The 17438-nt window shown below is 64.1% G+C and carries 16 protein-coding genes and 1 pseudogene; 5 read left to right on the top strand and 12 right to left on the bottom strand.

The features are described from left to right. Window positions 1-13: 13 nt before the first annotated feature. Complete coding sequence (locus VSX77_RS05610) at window positions 14-1150, bottom strand: beta-ketoacyl-ACP synthase III (RefSeq protein WP_338426670.1); 1137 nt, start codon at window positions 1148-1150, stop codon at window positions 14-16. Between the two features lie 189 nt (window positions 1151-1339). Between VSX77_RS05610 and VSX77_RS05605 the strand changes: the two genes are divergently transcribed. Continuing rightward, window positions 1340-1891: a hypothetical protein gene (locus VSX77_RS05605; RefSeq protein WP_338426669.1), complete on the top strand. Its 552-nt coding sequence runs from the start codon at window positions 1340-1342 to the stop codon at window positions 1889-1891. 158 nt (window positions 1892-2049) lie between these two features. On the opposite strand, the gene VSX77_RS05600 is transcribed toward VSX77_RS05605, so the two are convergent. Both VSX77_RS05600 and VSX77_RS05595 read right to left on the bottom strand, forming a co-directional pair. Next, a complete protein-coding gene (locus VSX77_RS05600; RefSeq protein WP_338426668.1) occupies window positions 2050-2817 on the bottom strand; it encodes a sulfite exporter TauE/SafE family protein in 768 nt (255 codons plus the stop codon). Between the two features lie 120 nt (window positions 2818-2937). Continuing rightward, on the bottom strand, window positions 2938-3864 hold the full coding sequence (locus VSX77_RS05595) for a LysR family transcriptional regulator (protein ID WP_338426667.1): 927 nt from the start codon (window positions 3862-3864) through the stop codon (window positions 2938-2940). An 83-nt stretch (window positions 3865-3947) separates the two neighbouring features. Between VSX77_RS05595 and VSX77_RS05590 the strand changes: the two genes are divergently transcribed. Beyond that, on the top strand, window positions 3948-4283 hold the full coding sequence (locus VSX77_RS05590; RefSeq protein ID WP_338426666.1) for a hypothetical protein: 336 nt from the start codon (window positions 3948-3950) through the stop codon (window positions 4281-4283). Between the two features lie 90 nt (window positions 4284-4373). Here VSX77_RS05590 and VSX77_RS16440 read toward each other — a convergent pair. From VSX77_RS16440 to VSX77_RS05555, 8 genes and pseudogenes are all read right to left on the bottom strand, one after another. After that, a pseudogene (locus tag VSX77_RS16440) lies at window positions 4374-4601 on the bottom strand (autoinducer binding domain-containing protein); the annotation flags it as partial. A gap of 117 nt (window positions 4602-4718) precedes the next feature. After that, window positions 4719-5768 (bottom strand): ornithine cyclodeaminase, encoded by a 1050-nt coding sequence (locus VSX77_RS05585; protein WP_338426665.1) that lies wholly within the window; start codon window positions 5766-5768, stop codon window positions 4719-4721. A gap of 47 nt (window positions 5769-5815) precedes the next feature. Continuing rightward, complete coding sequence (locus VSX77_RS05580) at window positions 5816-7102, bottom strand: M20/M25/M40 family metallo-hydrolase (RefSeq protein WP_338426664.1); 1287 nt, start codon at window positions 7100-7102, stop codon at window positions 5816-5818. Then, window positions 7092-8735, bottom strand: a complete 1644-nt coding sequence (locus tag VSX77_RS05575; protein WP_338427223.1) for a PepSY-associated TM helix domain-containing protein — start codon at window positions 8733-8735, stop codon at window positions 7092-7094. Before VSX77_RS05575 ends, VSX77_RS05580 begins: the two co-directional genes overlap by 11 nt. Continuing rightward, complete coding sequence (locus VSX77_RS05570) at window positions 8732-9034, bottom strand: hypothetical protein (protein ID WP_338426663.1); 303 nt, start codon at window positions 9032-9034, stop codon at window positions 8732-8734. The genes VSX77_RS05575 and VSX77_RS05570 overlap by 4 nt, the downstream gene beginning before the upstream one ends. Beyond that, the gene (locus VSX77_RS05565) at window positions 9031-9318 is read right to left on the bottom strand and encodes a hypothetical protein (RefSeq protein ID WP_338426662.1); all 288 of its coding nucleotides are present in this window, start codon (window positions 9316-9318) and stop codon (window positions 9031-9033) included. The genes VSX77_RS05570 and VSX77_RS05565 overlap by 4 nt, the downstream gene beginning before the upstream one ends. A 40-nt stretch (window positions 9319-9358) precedes the next feature. After that, entirely contained in the window at window positions 9359-10315 is a 957-nt protein-coding gene (locus tag VSX77_RS05560) for an ornithine cyclodeaminase family protein (protein ID WP_338426661.1), read from the bottom strand. Between the two features lie 7 nt (window positions 10316-10322). Next, window positions 10323-11810 carry an alpha/beta hydrolase gene (locus VSX77_RS05555; RefSeq protein ID WP_338426660.1) on the bottom strand — a complete coding sequence of 496 codons (1488 nt, stop codon included), beginning with the start codon at window positions 11808-11810 and terminating at the stop codon, window positions 10323-10325. A gap of 189 nt (window positions 11811-11999) precedes the next feature. On the opposite strand from VSX77_RS05555, the gene VSX77_RS05550 reads away from it, so the two are divergent. Further along, window positions 12000-13136: a threonine synthase gene (locus tag VSX77_RS05550; protein ID WP_338426659.1), complete on the top strand. Its 1137-nt coding sequence runs from the start codon at window positions 12000-12002 to the stop codon at window positions 13134-13136. Window positions 13137-13192: 56 nt separating this feature from the next. On the opposite strand, the gene VSX77_RS05545 is transcribed toward VSX77_RS05550, so the two are convergent. Next, window positions 13193-14083: a LysR substrate-binding domain-containing protein gene (locus VSX77_RS05545; protein WP_338426658.1), complete on the bottom strand. Its 891-nt coding sequence runs from the start codon at window positions 14081-14083 to the stop codon at window positions 13193-13195. Between the two features lie 161 nt (window positions 14084-14244). Between VSX77_RS05545 and VSX77_RS05540 the strand changes: the two genes are divergently transcribed. Together VSX77_RS05540 and VSX77_RS05535 are read left to right on the top strand one after the other, a co-directional pair. Then, window positions 14245-15792 (top strand): serine hydrolase domain-containing protein, encoded by a 1548-nt coding sequence (locus VSX77_RS05540; RefSeq protein WP_338426657.1) that lies wholly within the window; start codon window positions 14245-14247, stop codon window positions 15790-15792. Further along, the gene (locus VSX77_RS05535; protein ID WP_422397291.1) at window positions 15713-17431 is read left to right on the top strand and encodes a serine hydrolase; all 1719 of its coding nucleotides are present in this window, start codon (window positions 15713-15715) and stop codon (window positions 17429-17431) included. The genes VSX77_RS05540 and VSX77_RS05535 overlap by 80 nt, the downstream gene beginning before the upstream one ends. Window positions 17432-17438 lie beyond the last annotated feature (7 nt).

The raw sequence follows: 17438 nt of genomic DNA, 5'->3' as shown, positions 1-17438 counted from the left end.
GGGGGGGCGACGTTCAAGTTTTCCGCACAAACACCGTCCCCGCGCTATAACCGGCGCCGAACGAACAGATCAGCCCGGTGTCGCCCGCGACCATATCGTCATGGTTCAGGTGAAAGGCGATGATCGATCCCGCGCTCGACGTGTTGCCATAGGTGTCGAGCACCGTCGGGCTTTCGTCGTCGCTCGCTTCGTGGCCGAGCACGCGCTGCGCGATCAGCCGGTTCATGTTGGTGTTCGCCTGGTGCAGCCACAGCCGCCGCATGTCGCTGCCCGCCAGCCCCAGTTTCTCCATCTCCTCGACGATCATGCTGGCGACCATCGGCACGACTTCCTTGAACACCTTGCGCCCTTCCTGGACGAAGAGCTTGTCGGTCTTGGGCCCCGACTGGTCGATGCCGCCGTGCGTGCGGTTCAAAAAGCCGAAATTGTTGCGGATATTGTTCGAAAAGACGGTTTTCAGCTTCGTGCCGAGGATGTCCCAATGGCCATCGGGCGCAATCGCCTTGTCCTCGACAAGGATCGCGGTGGCGACGTCGCCGAAAATGAAATGGCTGTCGCGGTCGCGCCAGTTGAGGTGGCCCGAACAGATTTCGGGGTTCACGACGAGCACGCTTCGGGCGTGGCCCGCGCGGATATAGTCGGCGGCGGTCTGGATGCCGAATGTCGCCGACGAGCAGGCGACATTCATGTCGAAACCAAAGCCGTCGATGCCGAGCGCGGCCTGGATTTCGACCGCCATCGCCGGATAGGCGCGCTGCATGTTCGATGCCGCGCAAAGCACCGCATCGACCTCGCCCGCAACGCGGCCCGCACGCGCAAGCGCGTCCTTTGCCGCACTGACGCCGATTTCAGCCATGATCGACATCTCGTCGTTGCTGCGTTCGGGCAGGCGCGGCGCCATGTGCGCGGGGTCGAGGATTCCCGCCTTGTCGACGACGTAGCGCGATCCGATGCCGCTCGCCTTTTCGATGAATTCGACGCTCGATTCGGTTAGCGCCTCCATCGCGCCCGCGGCAATTGCGGCTGCATTTTCCCTGTTGTGCGACGCAACATATTGATTAAAACTGGCGACAAGTTCTTCGTTGGAGATGCGTTCGGCGGGGGTGAAAAGGCCGGTTGCGGACAGGACCGGCTGCGGTGAATGCGACATGGCGCCTCTCGTGTCTTATGGTTTCAGGGCATGAGGATTACGCCTGGTCGCGACGCCGCGCAACGCCCCGACATTTGCTGAACGCCAGCCAACGCGATGGTTAACTTGCCACTAACCATTTTGGTGGCAGACTGTTGGATGCAGGCCTCCGGGGGGATGGCTCCCCGGGCGCCGTGCGGGAGCATTACCATGGTGACGCGATCAGGACCGGCCGCAGGCGACCTGTCCCTTTCGGAAATCAAGGAATTTGCGGGCTTTCCCGCAGGAACGCAGCGGTATATCCGCCGGTCGCTCGACATCGGGCTCGAACGCGAGGACGCCATCGCCCGCTGGTCGCGCGACATGGTGGAAGAAACCGCGATCCGCGTGCAGGCGCGCGTTTATCAGCGGATCGGCGAAATCCGCGAGCACATCCCCGACGACAGCGGTCTCGATTCGCTCGAAGGCTTTATGGCGCCGCTCGTCGCGGTATCGGCGTTCGACCTCGGGCAGGACCGTTTGCCCAGCTTCGCCTCCTACCGCTTCCTCTACGAACGGCTGCTCGGCGCGCATGCGCGGCCGTGGCTTCCCGGCGCCTTCTGCGCCGCCGCGTCGCTGCCGCACCTGCACCCCGACAAGCGCAAGACGCTGCTCCAGTCGATCAGCGAAGCCGCCGCCACGGCGCCGGGCTGGTCGGCACGCGAACCGAGCTTTTATCCCGAATGGGTCGACAAGATCGACGAGACCAAGCCGGCGAATTGATAAGCGGGGGTTGGGGTGGGAACGGCCCTTCCAATAAACCGTCGCCCCCGCGAAGGCGGGGGCCGCCGTCGGCCTTTTCCTGCGTCGCTGCGTAAACCGACAGCGGCCCCCGCCTTCGCGGGGGCGACGATTAGTTCCGGTCGCACTCTGCCGCTCAATCAAACCAGCGCCCGGTACAGCCCGAATGCGCTCGTCGCGGTCAGCACGACGCCGACCATCACGAGCATCAGCTTGGGCGAAAAGCGCTTGGCCATATAGGCGCCCAGCGGCGCCGCAGCGACGCCGCCGATGATCAGTCCCAGCGTTGGGCCGAGAATTTCGTCGAAGCCCAAATGCCAGATAAAAGCGATCGAGACCGCGACGGCGAGGAAAAATTCGACGCTGTTCACCGTGCCGATGATCTTGCGCGGCTCGCCGCCCTGAACCAGAAGGTTCGATGTAACGACCGGACCCCAGCCGCCGCCGCCCGCGGCATCAAGAAAGCCGCCAACAACCGCGAGGGGCGCGACGACTTTGGGCTTTGAGATTTTCGGCGGATAGAGAAGGCCGCGCACGAGCAGCCAGATACCGATCAGCACCAGATAGCCGAGCACGAACGGTTTCACGACCTCGGCGTGCAGCGACGTCAGCACATAGGCGCCCGCGACGCCGCCGAGCACACCGGGAAGGAGCAGGCGGAAGAAAAGCGGCCAGTCGATGTTGCGATGGAATAAATGACTGAGCCCCGATGCACCGGTGGTGAAAATCTCGACGACATGGATGCGCGCCGAAGCCGTGGCGGGCGGGACGCCGAGTACGGCGACGAGCAAAGTGTTGCAGATGACGCCGAACGCCATGCCGAGCGCGCCGTCGACCAGCTGCGCGGCAAAGCCGATCAGGATGAACGGCAACAGCGCAGCGACGTCGATAGTGGCGGGATCGATCATATAATTTCCCAACTCATTAAGTTGAGAAGCTGCTGCCGTGATTCGGGATTTTGCACCAGCCCAATTTTTCTGCTGGCGACGAAGGGAATTATTTATGCGGCCAAATGATGCGAAAGCGGGTTAGCGGGTTATGTCGTCGGGAAGGTTCTCGCGCACATAGTCGATGAAGGCGCGCAGTTTCGGCATCACCTGCTTGCGGCCGGGATAATAGAGGAAAAGACCTGAGGTTGAGGAGGCATGGTCGGTGAGCACCAGTTCGACGTCGCCCGCCTCGACCATCGCCGTGGCCATGGGTTCGGCGATCATGCTGAGCGCGACGCCGGTTCGCATCGCGACCAGCGACGCGCTCCAGTCGTTGACGATCACCGGCCCGGTGACCGCGACGTCGAACTCACGATTGCCCTTTTCGAAGGTCCACGGCATCAGCGCGCCGGTCGCGAGACGGAAGCGGATGCAGCGATGGTCGCGCAGCGCGTCGGGCGTGTCGGGGCGGCCGTAGCGCGCAAAATAGGAAGGCGCGCCAGCGACGACGAAGCGAAATGGACCGGTCAGCCGCACCGCGACGACATCGGCGTCAAGCGACTCGCCCATGCGGACCCCGGCGTCGAACCCCCCGGCGCTGAGATCCGACAAGGCATCGTCGGCATAGATTTCGAGTTCGATCTCGGGATAGGTTTCGCAAAAGCCCGCGATGATCGGTTCGAACAAGGGCTGCACCGCGCCGCGCATCAGGTTGATCCGCAGTCGCCCCGCGGGCCGGTTGCCGAGGTTGCGCGCGGCTTCATAGGCATCGGCGAGCCCCGAATAGGCGGGCGCGGCACGTTCCAAAAACATCTCGCCCGCCTGCGTCAGCCCGACGCTGCGCGTCGTGCGCATGAACAGCGGCGCGCCGACGCGCGCTTCGAGCGCTTTGATCGTCTGGCTGATCGCCGAAGGCGAGACCCCCAGATCGGCGGCGGCGGCGGAAAAGCTCCGCCTTTCCGCTACGCGCAGGAAAGCTTCGATCCCGTCGAGCGCCCCTTGGGGAATTGTTAAATCCTGCTTCAAGGCACTTGCAGATTATAGTGGATTATCTAAGTGCGCAAGCGCGCCTATAAAGGTTGCACAACGAAACGAAAGGAACCTCTCCCATGGCCTATCAGCTCTCCTCTTTCCGTCATTTCCCCTCCGCTTTCGCCATCGTCGCCGCGTCGGCGCTCGCCTTCACCGGCTTGATGGCGTCGGCCACCCCTGCCTATGCCCAGTCGGGCGACGACTATCGCTGCGCGGGCCTCGCCGAACAGGCGCATGTCGCCGCCAATGGCATGGACGGCAAGAAGCAGGCGAGCGCGAAGCGCTTTGTTTCGGCCGGCAAGATGCTGTGCGAAGCGGGCAACGAACGCGCCGCCGCCAAGCAGTTCCGCGCCGCGCTGAAGATCGCCGGCGTCGCTGAAGTCGAAACCGACGCGCAGATGGCCGCCCGCTGATAACACGGGCGCCACGCCAGACACCAATCTCCGGACCGTCTCTCCCTCTCCCGACGGGTCCACAAACTGGGGCGGCACTCGATACGAGGCCGCCCCATTTGTTTGTGTGCTCGCGCGGCGGATCGGATCGGCCGATGCCGGATCGAAACCAATATAGACCCGTGCCCAGGCCACGGGATAATTATGCATGAGCAGCGAAGCCTCCTCGCCCTGGGCGCGTCGATCCAAGCCCCGGGCGAAATGATCGAACCCAATGCGACCGGCGCCGCGACGCGTTAGGGCGACGAGCAGAGTAGGTTTTTCGCGCGCGCGGCCCACTGCGACTGCGTCAGATCAGTGAGGGGCTTAGGCTTCAATCAGGAACGTCCCGCTCTACGCCAAGCCGTTCGATATATTGCGCGACCAGCTTCAGTTGCTCGGGCACCGAAAGCTCGCTCAGGCGGCTGCACGAGTGAGCATGCCGAAAAGATCTCTCGGATCATCGGGGTCCGCAAGCATGTCGATATTCTGAAAGAAGCTGGTGCCCTGGATCTTCTCGTAAATATAGCGCAGCGCCGAGAAATCCTCGGTGGCGAAGCCGACGCTATCGAACAATGTGATCTGGTCCTTGTCCGTTCGCCCTGCTTCCTCTCCCGACAAGACGCGCCAGAACTCGATGACAGGATAATCGGGGCCCATTTGCTGAATTTCGCCCTCGATCCGGGTTTGCGGCTCGAACTCCACAAAGGTCCGGGCCCGGCCCAGAATATCTTTATGGAGTTCGGTCTTGCCGGGACAGTCGCCGCCGATCGCATTGATGTGAATTCCGGCGCCTACCATATTGTCGGTCAGGATCGTCGCATAAGCCTTGTCCGCCGTGCAGGTGGTAATGATATCGGCGCCCTCGATCGCCTCTTCCGCGCTGCTGCAGGCGATGACGCGCAGGCCGCTTTCGCCAAGGTTGCGCGCCGCCTTCCGAGTGGCGGACATGTCGATATCGTAGAGCCGAACCTCGGTGATACCAACCACGGCCTTCATGGCGAGCGCCTGGAACTCGGCCTGGGCTCCATTGCCGATCATGGCCATGGTCCGCGCGCCGGCCGGCGCGAGATGCCGTGCCGCCATCGCCGAGGTCGCCGCCGTTCGCAAGGCCGTCAAAAGCGTCATCTCGGTCAGCATCAGGGGATAACCCGTTTCGACACCGGCGAGCATGCCGAAGGCAGCTACCGTTTGAAAGCCTTTGGCCGTGTTGCTCGGATGTCCGTTCACATATTTGAAGCTGTAGATCTCGCCGTCCGAGGTCGGCATCAACTCGATCACGCCTTCGCGTGAATGCGATGCCAGCCGCGGCGACTTCTCGAACAGATGCCAGCGGCGATAGTCCGCCTCGATGGCGTCGGTCATTTCGACGAGCATTTCCTCCAACCCGAAATGATGGACGAGGCGCATCATGTTTTCGACGCTAACGAAAGGGACATAGGCAAGCGGGGACGCGACAGGTGGCATAATGACCTCTTGATCTGGATATGGGTGTAAGGAAGGAATGGCCTCTGTCAGAGGGCCGACTGGGCAGAAGCGGCCGCCAGGATGGTCGCGAGGCCGGCCCGCAAACCCCGCAGGCTCTCTTCGATTTCGACGTCGATATATTCCTCCGGTGAATGCTCGCCGCCGCCTTGCCCGCCTGTCCCGATCGCGATGGCAGGAATGCCGAGGCTGGCCGGGAGGTTCGCGTCGGTCGATACGGCTGTGAACAGGGGAGCGAACCCCTCCGCCCGGCTTGCCGTAAATGCGATCGCGCCAAGACCCGAGGTCTCGCTGACAGTGGCTGCGGGCCGATCGCCAATGCTCTCATATGTCACCGTCACCCTGCCGAATTCGGTCGATCGCGCGCCATTCTCCGCTGCCGTCGCGGCTTCGGCAATCCGCCGCAGTTCGCTGTCGATCCGCTCGATTTCGGCGGGTGCCAGCGATCGAATGTCGATGTCGACATGAACCCTGGCGGGGATCGCATTGATCGACGTTCCGCCGCCGATCATGCTGGCTGAATAGGTCGTGCGGGGTGTATCGGGGACCGGGATCGCATAGAGACCGGCGATTGTCTTCGCCAGCGGTACCGCCGGATTGACGATGCCGAACTTGTCGAAACTATGCCCGCCGGGTCCGGTGAAAATGATGCGATACCGTCTCGAGCCGACATGACGGGTCACGATCCGGTCGGAACCATTGAGGTCGACCGCGATAAAGCCTGCCGCTGTGCGGGCACGCGGGTCGTTTTCGAAGAGAAAGCGCACGCCGCGAAGATTCCCTGCTCCTTCCTCTCCGACCGTGCCCACGAACATGATATCGCGATCGGGGAGGATCCGCGCGGCCTCCATCGCGCGCGCGAAGGCGAGCAGGGTGGCGAGACCGCGCGCGTCATCGCCTATGCCCGGCGCGAACAGACGGGTGCCCTCGCGACGGACACGAACGTCGGTGCCTTCGGGGAACACGGTGTCGAGGTGCGCCCCAATGACGAGGGGAGGCTTCGAACGGTCCCGGCCTCGCCGAACCCCGATCACATTGCCGATGCCGTCGAGCCGAACGTCGGTCAGTCCGCTCAGGCGCATCATCTCCGCATAAGCAGCGGCGCGTGCGCCTTCGCCGAAGGGTGGTGACGGGATTTCGGCGAGCGCAATCACCTCTCCGACAAATCGTTCATGATCGATGCGCAGCGCCTCGCCCGCTCTCGCAAGGTCCGGGGACGCAAGGGATGTGGTTGCGGAAGGCTTGGGTGAAGCGTTCGCGAGCGCGGGAGCCGCGGCCGCCAGCGCCAATGCGCCCAGCATGAGTTTAGTGCGCAACCTGTCCTCCCTCATCGGCGAAGCCCGCCCGGTCTGCCGCGTTCGTCCGGTTTCCCTCGGGAATATGCCAGAGGCTGTCGGTGGGCTCACTGCGGCTCCGCAGTTTCACGCGCTTCGCCATCATCAAGGCGATGACGGCGCCGGCGAGTGCCGTGATATCGATCGGCAGCCCGGCCAGTCCGTGGTTCCATCCGATCGGGACCAGGGCCGAGGCGAGACTGGTCAAGGGGATCAATGCCAGCATGCCGGCGGTCAGGAACAGCAGTTCGATGCCGCCCCGCGCTACGCCGCGAACGAAGGGCCAGAGGAGCGCGACCCCGAACAGGGCATAATAAATCCGAAGATGCCAGCCCGGCAGGTCCGCGACGACCCCTGTCAGCAGTTTGGCTGCCGCGATGGTGGCTGCGATGCCGGCGATGCAGCCGAGCGGCGCGCCGACGCCAAGCGCTCCGAGCAATCGGGTCGAACGGGGTTGGGCCACAGGGCCCGCGTCGCCCTTTCTGGATTTCCGTCTCCGGCTCTCGATCCACAGGAGATTGCCGCTGAAGATGAGCCCGCAGCCGCCGAGACCGAGCAGAAAATAGGCCCAGCGGACCGGAAGCCCGCCATAGTTCCCGAAGTGCAAGGCGTGAATATTGGCTTCGGTGGAGCGCCATGCATCCTGCTGCCCGGGCAATCTCACCGTCGAGATGATCGCGCCGCTGTAAGGATCGACCCCGGCGATCCCGGATGTCGGGCCGCGCAGGCCGTAACGGGGGTCGGTGCCCAAGACCTGGACCTGATAGCGGCCGCTCGCGTCGCGTTTGTAGAGGAGAGCCTGTGGCTTGAAGCCGGGCGCTGCGCGGGCGACGCCCGACAATATTTGCTGCGGTGTCATCAGACCCGCCGCCGGATCGACCGGCAGCGGGCTGGCAGATAGGGGGGGCGAGTCGGTGCCGAACGCCACGGCTTGCACCTGCTCGATATAATTCTGCCAGCTGAACGCGATCGCCGTCAGCGCCATGACGACATGGAAGGGGAGGCTGAACAGGCCGAGGCTCGCGTGCAGATCGAGCCACATGCGTTTGATACCGCCGGAGAAGCGCATCGCGAACAGATTGGACGCCATGCTCGGCAGAAGGATGATCGTGCCCGAAACCAGCATCGCGAAATAGAGCATTGAAAGCGCTCCGGCGATCGGCATCGCGATCGCTTCGTCGAAGGGCAAGCCCATCTTCAGATGGAGCTGTACGATCTGCTGCGCAACCGAAGACGGGCCGTCATCGGTGATCTTTATATGTCCACCCTTGTCGAGGTCGGCAAACAGGCGCGGCGGGATACTGTCATGACCCGCGGCCTCGCCCGGCCGCTTCCAGCTGATCCTCCCCGGATGGGCGGGGCTTGGCTCGAGCATGACCAGAAACTCGTTCGCCGCCTCTGGGTGCGCTCGAAGCGCGCGTTCGATGAGGAGCGGAGTTTGAGCCAGCGGTGTCGCAAGGGGCGGGGCGGGGGGTGATGCCCATAGCTGGATCGGCCCCTTGAAGGCGCTGAGCGAGCCGGCGAAAAAGGCTATGAACAGCGTGAGACCGACCGCCAGGCCGAACCAGCCATGCAGGGTCCTGTAGACGAGAGCGGTGCTTGTTTTGATCTTCATGGCAGCAGGCCTTGCAAGGCCGTCACAATGAAGGGCGACCAGAGAAGAAGCGCCACGGCGGTGAGGATCAGAAGCGCACGTCGGGCCGAACCGAACAGAAAGGATCCAATGAAGATCGAAGCCCAGATCGGCGGGACCAGCCACATCGTGAGTTCGGCCTGTCCGGACGGTACGCCGATCTCGCCCGGGCCGAAGCGCGCGAACAGGCCCGAGAGTCCAAGCGCGATAACGAAGCCCAGCACAAATCCGGCGGTGCCCCGCCCGAGCCAGTCGGTTCCCTGCTGCGTGCCGGGGCTCATCTGCCGGTTCCTGCTTTCGCCCTGACATAGCCGATCGCGGGCGGCAGCAGCGACGCAAACAACATGGCGAAGGTGACAAGGATGAAGACCGCGGTCAGCTTAGCGACGATCTGGCACAGCAGCACATAGGCCGAGATCCCGCAAAGCCACTGGGTGATCCGCAGGCGCGCCGCCGATGGCGGGCTTTTCAGAATCTGCTGGTGGCGGCTCGCGACGTAGCTCGCGGCAACGCCGCCGACGATCGCGATAATTGCCGTGATCCAGAGGAAGGGCGTCATGCTCATTGGTTGGCCGGGTCCGATCCTGACTGTTCTCGCGCCCGCATCAGGGCACGAGGCGTTCAGCGCATTTCAGGGCATAGTCGGCGGCGAAGAGGTCCTGTAGTCCCACCCCCGTCCCGTCGAACAGGGTGATCGCATCCTCCGACGGCCGGCCGGCATGTCGGCCAAGGATGACATCGCCGAGCGGCGTGATCTGCTCCTGCGAGATGTCCCCGGTCGCATATGCGTGCTGGCACTCGCCGATCGTGATGGCCTGCGCGACCTCGTCGGTGAACAGCTGCGCACCCGCGACCAGCTCGGACGGCAGCTCGCGCTTGCCTCTCGTATCGGTGCCCATGGCGGCTATGTGGGTTCCGGGACGTATCCAGCCCGCGTGGATCTGGCTCTCGAAGCTGCTGGTAATGGTGATGAGGACATCGGCGGCGCTTGCTGCGACCTCGACATCGGTAACCCGAATTTCGACGTCGAGGTCGGCAAGGCTCGCGGCAAGATCTTCCGCGCGCCGGCGGGAGCGGTTTGCGATCAGGACCCTGGTGAAGGCGCGCTGCGCCAGCGCCGCCCGGATCTGGAAGGGGGCTTGTCCCCCCGCACCGAGGATCGACAGCGTTGCGGCATCGTTGCGCGCGAGACGGGCGATCGAGACCGCGCTCGCGGCAGCGGTGCGAAGGGCGGTGAGCCGGTTGCCCGCGACGAGCGCCCGGAGCCGTCCGCTGTCCGCATCGAACAGGATGACCGTCGACTGGTGATTGGCAAGGCCGCGCTCGCTGTTGGTCGGCCAATAGCCACCGGCCTTCAGCCCGAGAATGGAATCGCTGGTGTCATATCCCGATTTGAACCCGAAGATCGGCGCCGGGATGTCCAGTTGCTCGCGGATGACCGGGAAGTTGCGTGCATGGCCCGATGCCATCGCTTTGAACACATCCTCCATGACGCCATGCATCGCGGCGGGCTCGACAAGGGCGATGATCTCTTCTTCGCTAATCTGGATCGGTTTCGTCATGTCGGCGTCATTTTCCCGGTAGCTGATAGGTCACAGGCGGCAGATCGATGTCTGTCGGCAGGTCAGGATTCTGCCCGAGCATGAACGCGCGCACGGTGGGACGTATCGGTGCCCAATGTTCGAACAATTCCTCCCAGACCCCATGGGTACCGCCATGCACGACAGCGAACTTGCCATTCGCAAAGCCCTTGATGGCGTCGCGGCTGTTCGCAAGCGGGGTCGATACGTCCCAGTCACCGTGAAAAAGAAGGATCGGTATGCGGGTGTCGAGGCGGGAGCGAAAAGTCTCCCCCAGATCGGGGCTGTCCCAGATATCGCATGTCGCGAAATAGGGGAGGTTAATGTCGCCGAGCAGAGCCGCGGCCTTGCTGTCCCGGATAAGCTGCCGCCGCGTTTCGGACAGGCCCGAAGCACAATCCATGGCATAAAGAACGCTGCGACTGAGCCGGATATCGCGCTGGCGCAGCGTAATTTCGGCGAGCGGCCGGTAATCGCCCTCGTACAGCGCGGTCACGAAGGCCGGCCATTTACCGTTGCGATCGGCAAGCGTCGTCATCGCGCGCTGGAGATCGAGCGGTCCGAGGAGAATCTTGACCGGTTCAGCGCCAGTCCCTGTGGTCACCTCGACGGGACGTTCGCGAAGCCGCCCCATCACGGTGCCGAGCGCCGCGATCAATCCCCCCGGCGGCAGCCGCGATCGCAGCCCGGCGTCGGCCTCGGCGGCCGCGGCCTGCGTCCGGAGGCTCGCAAGAATTCCGTCGGGGATATCATAGGTATCGTCCGGGCCTTCCATGCCCCAGATGATCGCGCGCTCGATCGCCTCGGGGTGATAACGCATCAGCGCGACCGCGAGATGAGATCCGTAACTACCGGCGACGAGGCTGATCTTGCGATAACCGAGCGCGCGGCGGAGGGCGTCGACATCGGCCGCATTGGCGATCGTCTCATAGGATCGCAGGTCGACGCCGGCGTCGGTCCAGCCTTTTCGGCAGGCTGAGGCGACCTTGCGCATCGCGTCGCTATATTCCGCTTCGCCGAGCAGCCTGTCGTTCGGGAATTTGACGCTTGCGGGACAGTCGAGCATCGGGGAGGCGTGGATCGCGCCTCTCTGGTCGAACAGGACGACGTCGGCGAACTGGCGATAGAAGAGCACCTGCTCGCGCCCCTTCGGCCCGTTGAAAAAGTCGATCCACGAACTGCCCGGGCCGCCGGCGAGCAGGAAAATGACCGGCCGGGCCGGATCCCGGCTCGCCGAGGGGATTTGAACGAAAGGAAGATCGATGACTCGGCCGCCGCGTTTCGCGCGCTTCTCTGACACTGTGAACCGGCCGCTCCGGATCGCGACGAGCGAGCCGTCCTCGATTGCAAGGAGCGCGGGTTGGACGCTGAGCGAACCTGCCGACGGGGAACGGGCCGCCACGCCATGCGCCGCTCCGACCGCAAGCGCGGCTGCGAATATCGCGGCGCCGATCCGCCCGGATTTTGTCTTCGTCACGATGCGCGCCCCCTGCCTGCCATGCTTAGCCAAGCTCCGATCATGATAGGCGGCGCTTGCCGTCCGACAATTGATAAGTTTCAATGTCTGGCTTCGAGATTACTGATTTGAATGATCCTCCCGATCGCGACAGAGCGGCGACTTCAACAGATCGCAAATGCGGCTCGAGAGCTGCGACCGGGGCAGGATATGACACTGAATAAAGCGCAATTTATCGACCCTACCAATGGCCAGACGTTCGATATGGCCGAGCCCAGGTGGCGTGCGGAGAGCGGCTCGCCGTTGATGATCGAGCCGCTGCCGGGCATCTCGCGCGACGACATCGACCCGGCGTCGCGGTCGCTCTGGCGCTACGTCGCAGCCCTGCCGGTCGCCATCCCCGACCCCGTGTCGCTCGGGGAAGGCTGCACGCCGATGGTCGAGCGGACGGTCGCCGGCAGGAACGCAATGTTCAAGCTCGAATGGTTCTCGCCGACGTGCAGCTTCAAGGACAAGGGCGCCGCCGTCATGGTCTCGTTCCTCAAACAGCTCGGAATACCGGCGATTCTCGAAGACAGTTCGGGCAATGGGGGGGCGGCGATCGCCGCCTATGGCGTGGCCGCGGGCATGCGCGTCCGCATCCTCGCCCCCGAGAGCGCGTCACCCGCGAAGATCGCCCAAATGCGTGTTTTCGGCGCCGATGTTCAGCTCATACCGGGGCCCCGCGACGCGACCGAGCGCGAGGCTCTGCGGCAGGCCGAGGAGATTTTCTACGCCAGCCACAATTGGCACCCCTTTTTTCTGCAGGGCACGAAGATGACGGCCTATGAGATCTGGGAGGATCTGGGCTTCCGCGCGCCCGACAATATCATCATCACCACCGGCGCCGGCAGCAATGTTCTGGGCTGCGACATCGGATTTTCCGAGCTTCTCGCGGCCGGCCAGATCGATCGCTTGCCCCGCCTTTTCGGCGCCCAGCCGGCCCATTGCGCGCCGATCGCGGCCACTTTCCGCACGGGCGGTTTCGAGGCGGTCGATGTGGAAGTCGCTCCGACGATCGCCGAAGGCGCGTCGATCCGCTATCCCGTTCGCCTCCGCCAGGTGCTGGAGGCGGTGCGGCGCTCGGACGGCCGGATGATCACGGTCTCCGAAGAGGAAATCGCCTCGGCCTTGTTCGGGCTCGCCGAAATGGGTCTTTTCGTCGAACCGACCTCGGCCGTTGCGCATGCCGCGTTCCGCTCGCTGATCCAAACCGGCGAAATAGGCGCGGGCGAAAACACTGTGATCCTTCTCTCCGGCTCGGGCGTGAAATCGCCCGGCTTCGTCCAGACCCATTACGCGGCCTGACGCGGTCGCCCGGGGCGCCGGTCAGGGCTCTCGGCCGCTAGCCGGCTATCCGGCGGCTATCCGGTCGGGGGCTTGGCCTTGAAGACGTCGAGAATTTCCTGGGCCAGATGCGACGTCGCGATCGACTGGCTGTCGGGCGTGCCGCGCAGGACCAGCGCGATCTGTCCGAGCTGCGGAAATCCGTCGGCTTCGGTCAGGATCCGCAAATCTTCGGGCACGACGCTGCGCGCCATCGTCGCCACGGCATAGCCATGCCGTGCGACGGTCGTCAGCACCACGCAGCTCTTGCTCGTCACGCCCACCCGAAAACCGAGCGGACTTTCATCGCCGCGATCGGGGAAGCGCTGCAGCGCCGCGAGCGTCGCGCGATAGATCGGGGACTCGTCGGAGAAGAGCGCAAGCGGTAGCGGCAATTGCTTGTGCGCTTCGTGGTTCGCCGACGTCACCCAGACGATCTCTTCGCGCCGCAGGACGACATCGTCCTCGAGGGGCGATGTCGTCGCGACGACGGCGATATCGATCTGCCCGTCAGCCAGCATGCGCAGCAATATCGGCGACGTGTTCGTCGAGATATCCAGCGAGACCGATTCATATTTGGTTGCGAAATTCTGGAGGACGTTGGGCAGAATGACGGGAGCATAGTCGTCCGGAATGCCGAGCCGCACCTTGCCGCTGATCTGCTTCTCGTGCCATTCGTCGACGACCTTGTCATGGAGCGCCAGGATCTGCCGGGCCTGAAGCGCAAAGCGGCTGCCTTTCTCGGTGAAGGCGAGATCCCTTCCGCGCTTCACGAACAGTTCGACTCCCACGATCTCCTCGAGGCGCTTCATCTGCGTGCTGACCGTCGGTTGCGTTCGCGAGATGAGCTGCGATGCGCCTTTGAAGCTGCCGGTGTCGGCGAACGCGATCAACGTCCGCAGCAGGTCCATGTCGAAATTTATTTTCATGGATGCTTTCAAGCCTTCGATGGGACGATTTCAAAATGTTGATTTGTCAGCACCGCCTTCGGCCCGTTAGGCTGACATCGCAGCGCACGGCGAGAGGGGCAGAGGAATCGTCGGGATTCTGGGCGCCGGGCGTGCGGGCGTCAAGTGGGAGGTCGCATCTCTTGGGTATTTCAAGTCAGACATTCGGTTGGCTGGTTCGTGGCGCCGCCGCAATAGCCCTGCTCGCAGGTTCGGCTGGCCCGGCGCTGGCGCGCGGCGAAGATGGCCGGCTCGCCGCGAAGGTGAAACGCTTCGAGAACGGGTTGCGCCCCGCCCTGCGGCGGGCGGACGAACCGGCGCAGCGCTGGACGCTCGCGGAGCGAATGGCGCATTATCATGTTCCGGGTGTTTCCATCGCGATTATCGAGAACGGACGCATCGTTTTCGCCAAGGGCTATGGCGTCAAAGGACGCGGCAGGGCTGGAGCGGTGGATGCCGACACGGTCTTCTCGGTCGGCTCGCTGAGCAAGGTCGGAACCGCCACACTCGTGCTCGCGCTGGCGAATGACAAGCGGCTCGATCTCAATTCCGACATCAATCTTTATCTTTCGCGCTGGAAGGTCCCCGCGACGCCCCTGACGGCCGGCCATCCGGTCACCCTGCGCGGGCTGATGTCGCACAGCGGTGGGCTCTCGGTCAGCGGCTTTCCTGATTTCGAGCCCGACGCGAAAGTGCCGACACTCGAGGATAGCCTGGCGGGTCGATTCCCCGCCGTCACCGGCCCCGTCCTGCCTTTTTACGTTCCCGGCAGCCGCTGGTATTATTCGGGCGGCGGCACCAGCGTCATCCAGATGGCGATCGAGGATGTGACCGGACGACCCTTCGCCGATGTCGCGCGCGAACGGCTGTTCGAACCGCTGGGCATGAGCCGAAGCACCTACCAGAGCCCGTTGCCCGAAACCTATGGCAATATCGCGCTCGCGCACGATCGTGCCGGCGCGCTCACCGCCCTGCCGCGCGGATGGCAGAGCTTTCCGGAAACGGCCGCCTCGGGCCTCTGGACGACGCCGTCGGATTATGCCCGCATGCTGGTTGCGCTGATGGAAAGCTATCGCCGGACCGGCGCCTATCTTCCTTCACCAATCGCAAAAGACATGATGACCGAGGTGGGTGTGAGCCGCTTTGGACTCGGGCCGATGATGAGCGGCGCGGGCGACACCCGCCGCTTCATGCACAGCGGCTCCAACGATTCCTACAAGGCCTGGATGGAGGGGCATCTCGCCACCGGAAACGGCCTCGTCATCTTTACCAACGCCCCGATGGGGCGCGAGCTTTATGTCGAACTGCGGCGCGCGGTATCGGACGCTTTCGACTGGCCCTTCTACAAGGAGGTCGTGGTTTCGCCCTCGCTCGTCCCGGCGTCGACGCTCGATGACTATGCCGGCGACTATGCGATCGTCGATCGCACCTTCTCCCCGGCTAACCGCGCCCTCGGGGGGCTTCTGGACCGCGAGACGCTGACGGTCGAACGCCGTCCCGAGGGCGTGGCCCTGCTCGGCCTCCCCTTGCAGCCGTCGACGCCGACGATCTTTCACTGCGAAGGATATGACTGCGATCTCGACGGCGGGCTGACGCTCGAGTTCATCCTCGATGCGGACGGCCACCCGGCCGAAATCCTGCTGCATGACGGCCGCTCGACGCTCGTTGCAAGAAAACGCCATGCCGGCTGACCGTCATTCTCCGCGGCGAGCCGCGAAAGCGGCGCTGATATCGCTCGTTTCGCTGCTTCTGCTTTCGCCGGGCTCCGGCGCCGCAGCCGTATCCGCAGCGCAAGACGCCGAGCCGCCGCGTTGCGACGCCTCCTATGAAACCATCGTATCGGACGCGATGAAGCGATGGCCTGTGCCGGGCCTCGCACTGGTCGTCGTCGACGGCGATGATGCTCGCGGTGAACCTTCCCGCTGTATCCTGCCTCTCGGCTTTCGATCGATCGAGACCCGCGAGCCCGTCGATGCGCACACGCTCTTCCGGATGAACTCGCTGACCAAGGCAATGACGGCGACCGCGATCGCGCGGCGCGTGGACCGCGGCGAGCTGCGCTGGACCGATCCGATCCGGCCGCATCTGCCCTGGTTTCGCCTGGCCGACCCCTGGGTCACGCAGAGCCTCACTTTCGAGGACGCGCTCAGCCATCGGACCGATATCGAAGCGAATGACTGGCTCGAGGATGTCGACGGCGTCAGTCTGAAGCAGGCAATCGCGCGCTTGCGCTACGTGCCCCAGGAAGACGGGTTTCGGACCCGCTTCAAATATGACAATTTCATGTTTTCGGTCGCCGGCGTCGCGGCCTCGGAAGGGCGCGGCGGCTGGCGGGCTTTTATTCGCAACGAATTGCTGGATCCTCTAGGCATGCGCGATGCTCGCGCCGATCTCGAGCAGATCGTCCGGCCCGGCACTTATGCCGTCTGCCACGAATGCGAGCCCGATTTCGCGCCGCCCGGCCTTGGCGCCGTGCAGCCGGGAATAAATGTCGCGCTACCCTATATCTACCGCGACGGTCAGCTGGTGCTCGATCACTGGCGGGCATCGGTGACCGAGCCCGCCGGCGGCGTTTTCGCGTCGGCTGCCGATATCGATCGCTATCTCCGCTTCTATGTGAGCGGCGGTGTCCTCGACGGCAACCGCCTGCTGTCGCCGGCGCGAATGACCGATCTCGTCACGCCGCGCATCGCAATGAGCCGGCCCTTCTCGCCGCAACCTGTTCCGGTCAATCCGGCGCTCGCGGCACGGACATGGGAGTTCGAGCCGCAGGCCTATGCTCTTGGCTGGGAACTCACCCGCTATCGGGGCCATACGCTCGTCATGCACCGCGGCGCCTCGATGAATTATCAGAGCATGATCGTCATCATCCCCGAGTTGCACTTCGCCTTCGCAATCATGACCAATGTGGAGGATGGAGCGTCGGGCTTCGCTAAGGCGCTGGGTCACACGCTTGTCGACAAGCGTCTGAAGGCGGGAGGCGGCGATTGGCCGCCGATCGACTGGATCGGGCAGGCGATCGCTGCCCGGCAACCGCCGCGAGCCCCGGTGCCGCGCATCACGCCCGCTCTCGCGCCGTCGAAACTCAAAATCCTGGTCGGCCGTTACCGGCATCCCGCTTATGGCGACATCGACATCGTGCCGGGCCCCGGGGGAACATTATTGGCGAGCCAGGGCGCGCAGCGCGTCGGCGTCGTCACCCTCGAAAGCGAAACCGGGGGCAGCCTCGCATGGCGCGGACCGCGCAACGAACCGATACCGGTGCGCTTCGACGCCGTTCGCGGCAAGCGGGGCCTCGTCCTGCGCGAACAGCGCTTCGAACGTCAGTAGATCGAAG

The sequence above is a fragment of the Sphingopyxis sp. TUF1 genome (assembly GCF_036687315.1).
Taxonomy (GTDB): domain Bacteria; phylum Pseudomonadota; class Alphaproteobacteria; order Sphingomonadales; family Sphingomonadaceae; genus Sphingopyxis; species Sphingopyxis kveilinensis.
The sequence above is the reverse complement of the archived record's forward strand: the minus strand, read 5'-3'. Positions and strand labels throughout refer to the sequence as shown.

Excerpts from the sequence above, each read along its gene's own strand:
- VSX77_RS05545 (WP_338426658.1), bottom strand. The coding sequence starts at position 14,083 with ATGAAAATAAATTTCGACATGGACCTGCTGCGGACGTTGATCGCGTTC.
- VSX77_RS05585 (WP_338426665.1), bottom strand. The coding sequence starts at position 5,768 with ATGCCACCTGTCGCGTCCCCGCTTGCCTATGTCCCTTTCGTTAGCGTC.
- VSX77_RS05560 (WP_338426661.1), bottom strand. The coding sequence starts at position 10,315 with ATGACGAAACCGATCCAGATTAGCGAAGAAGAGATCATCGCCCTTGTC.
- VSX77_RS05590 (WP_338426666.1), top strand. The coding sequence starts at position 3,948 with ATGGCCTATCAGCTCTCCTCTTTCCGTCATTTCCCCTCCGCTTTCGCC.
- VSX77_RS05605 (WP_338426669.1), top strand. The coding sequence starts at position 1,340 with ATGGTGACGCGATCAGGACCGGCCGCAGGCGACCTGTCCCTTTCGGAA.
- VSX77_RS05570 (WP_338426663.1), bottom strand. The coding sequence starts at position 9,034 with ATGAGCCCCGGCACGCAGCAGGGAACCGACTGGCTCGGGCGGGGCACC.
- VSX77_RS05575 (WP_338427223.1), bottom strand. The coding sequence starts at position 8,735 with ATGAAGATCAAAACAAGCACCGCTCTCGTCTACAGGACCCTGCATGGC.
- VSX77_RS05610 (WP_338426670.1), bottom strand. The coding sequence starts at position 1,150 with ATGTCGCATTCACCGCAGCCGGTCCTGTCCGCAACCGGCCTTTTCACC.
- VSX77_RS05565 (WP_338426662.1), bottom strand. The coding sequence starts at position 9,318 with ATGAGCATGACGCCCTTCCTCTGGATCACGGCAATTATCGCGATCGTC.
- VSX77_RS05550 (WP_338426659.1), top strand. The coding sequence starts at position 12,000 with ATGACACTGAATAAAGCGCAATTTATCGACCCTACCAATGGCCAGACG.
- VSX77_RS05535 (WP_422397291.1), top strand. The coding sequence starts at position 15,713 with ATGCGGACGGCCACCCGGCCGAAATCCTGCTGCATGACGGCCGCTCGA.
- VSX77_RS05600 (WP_338426668.1), bottom strand. The coding sequence starts at position 2,817 with ATGATCGATCCCGCCACTATCGACGTCGCTGCGCTGTTGCCGTTCATC.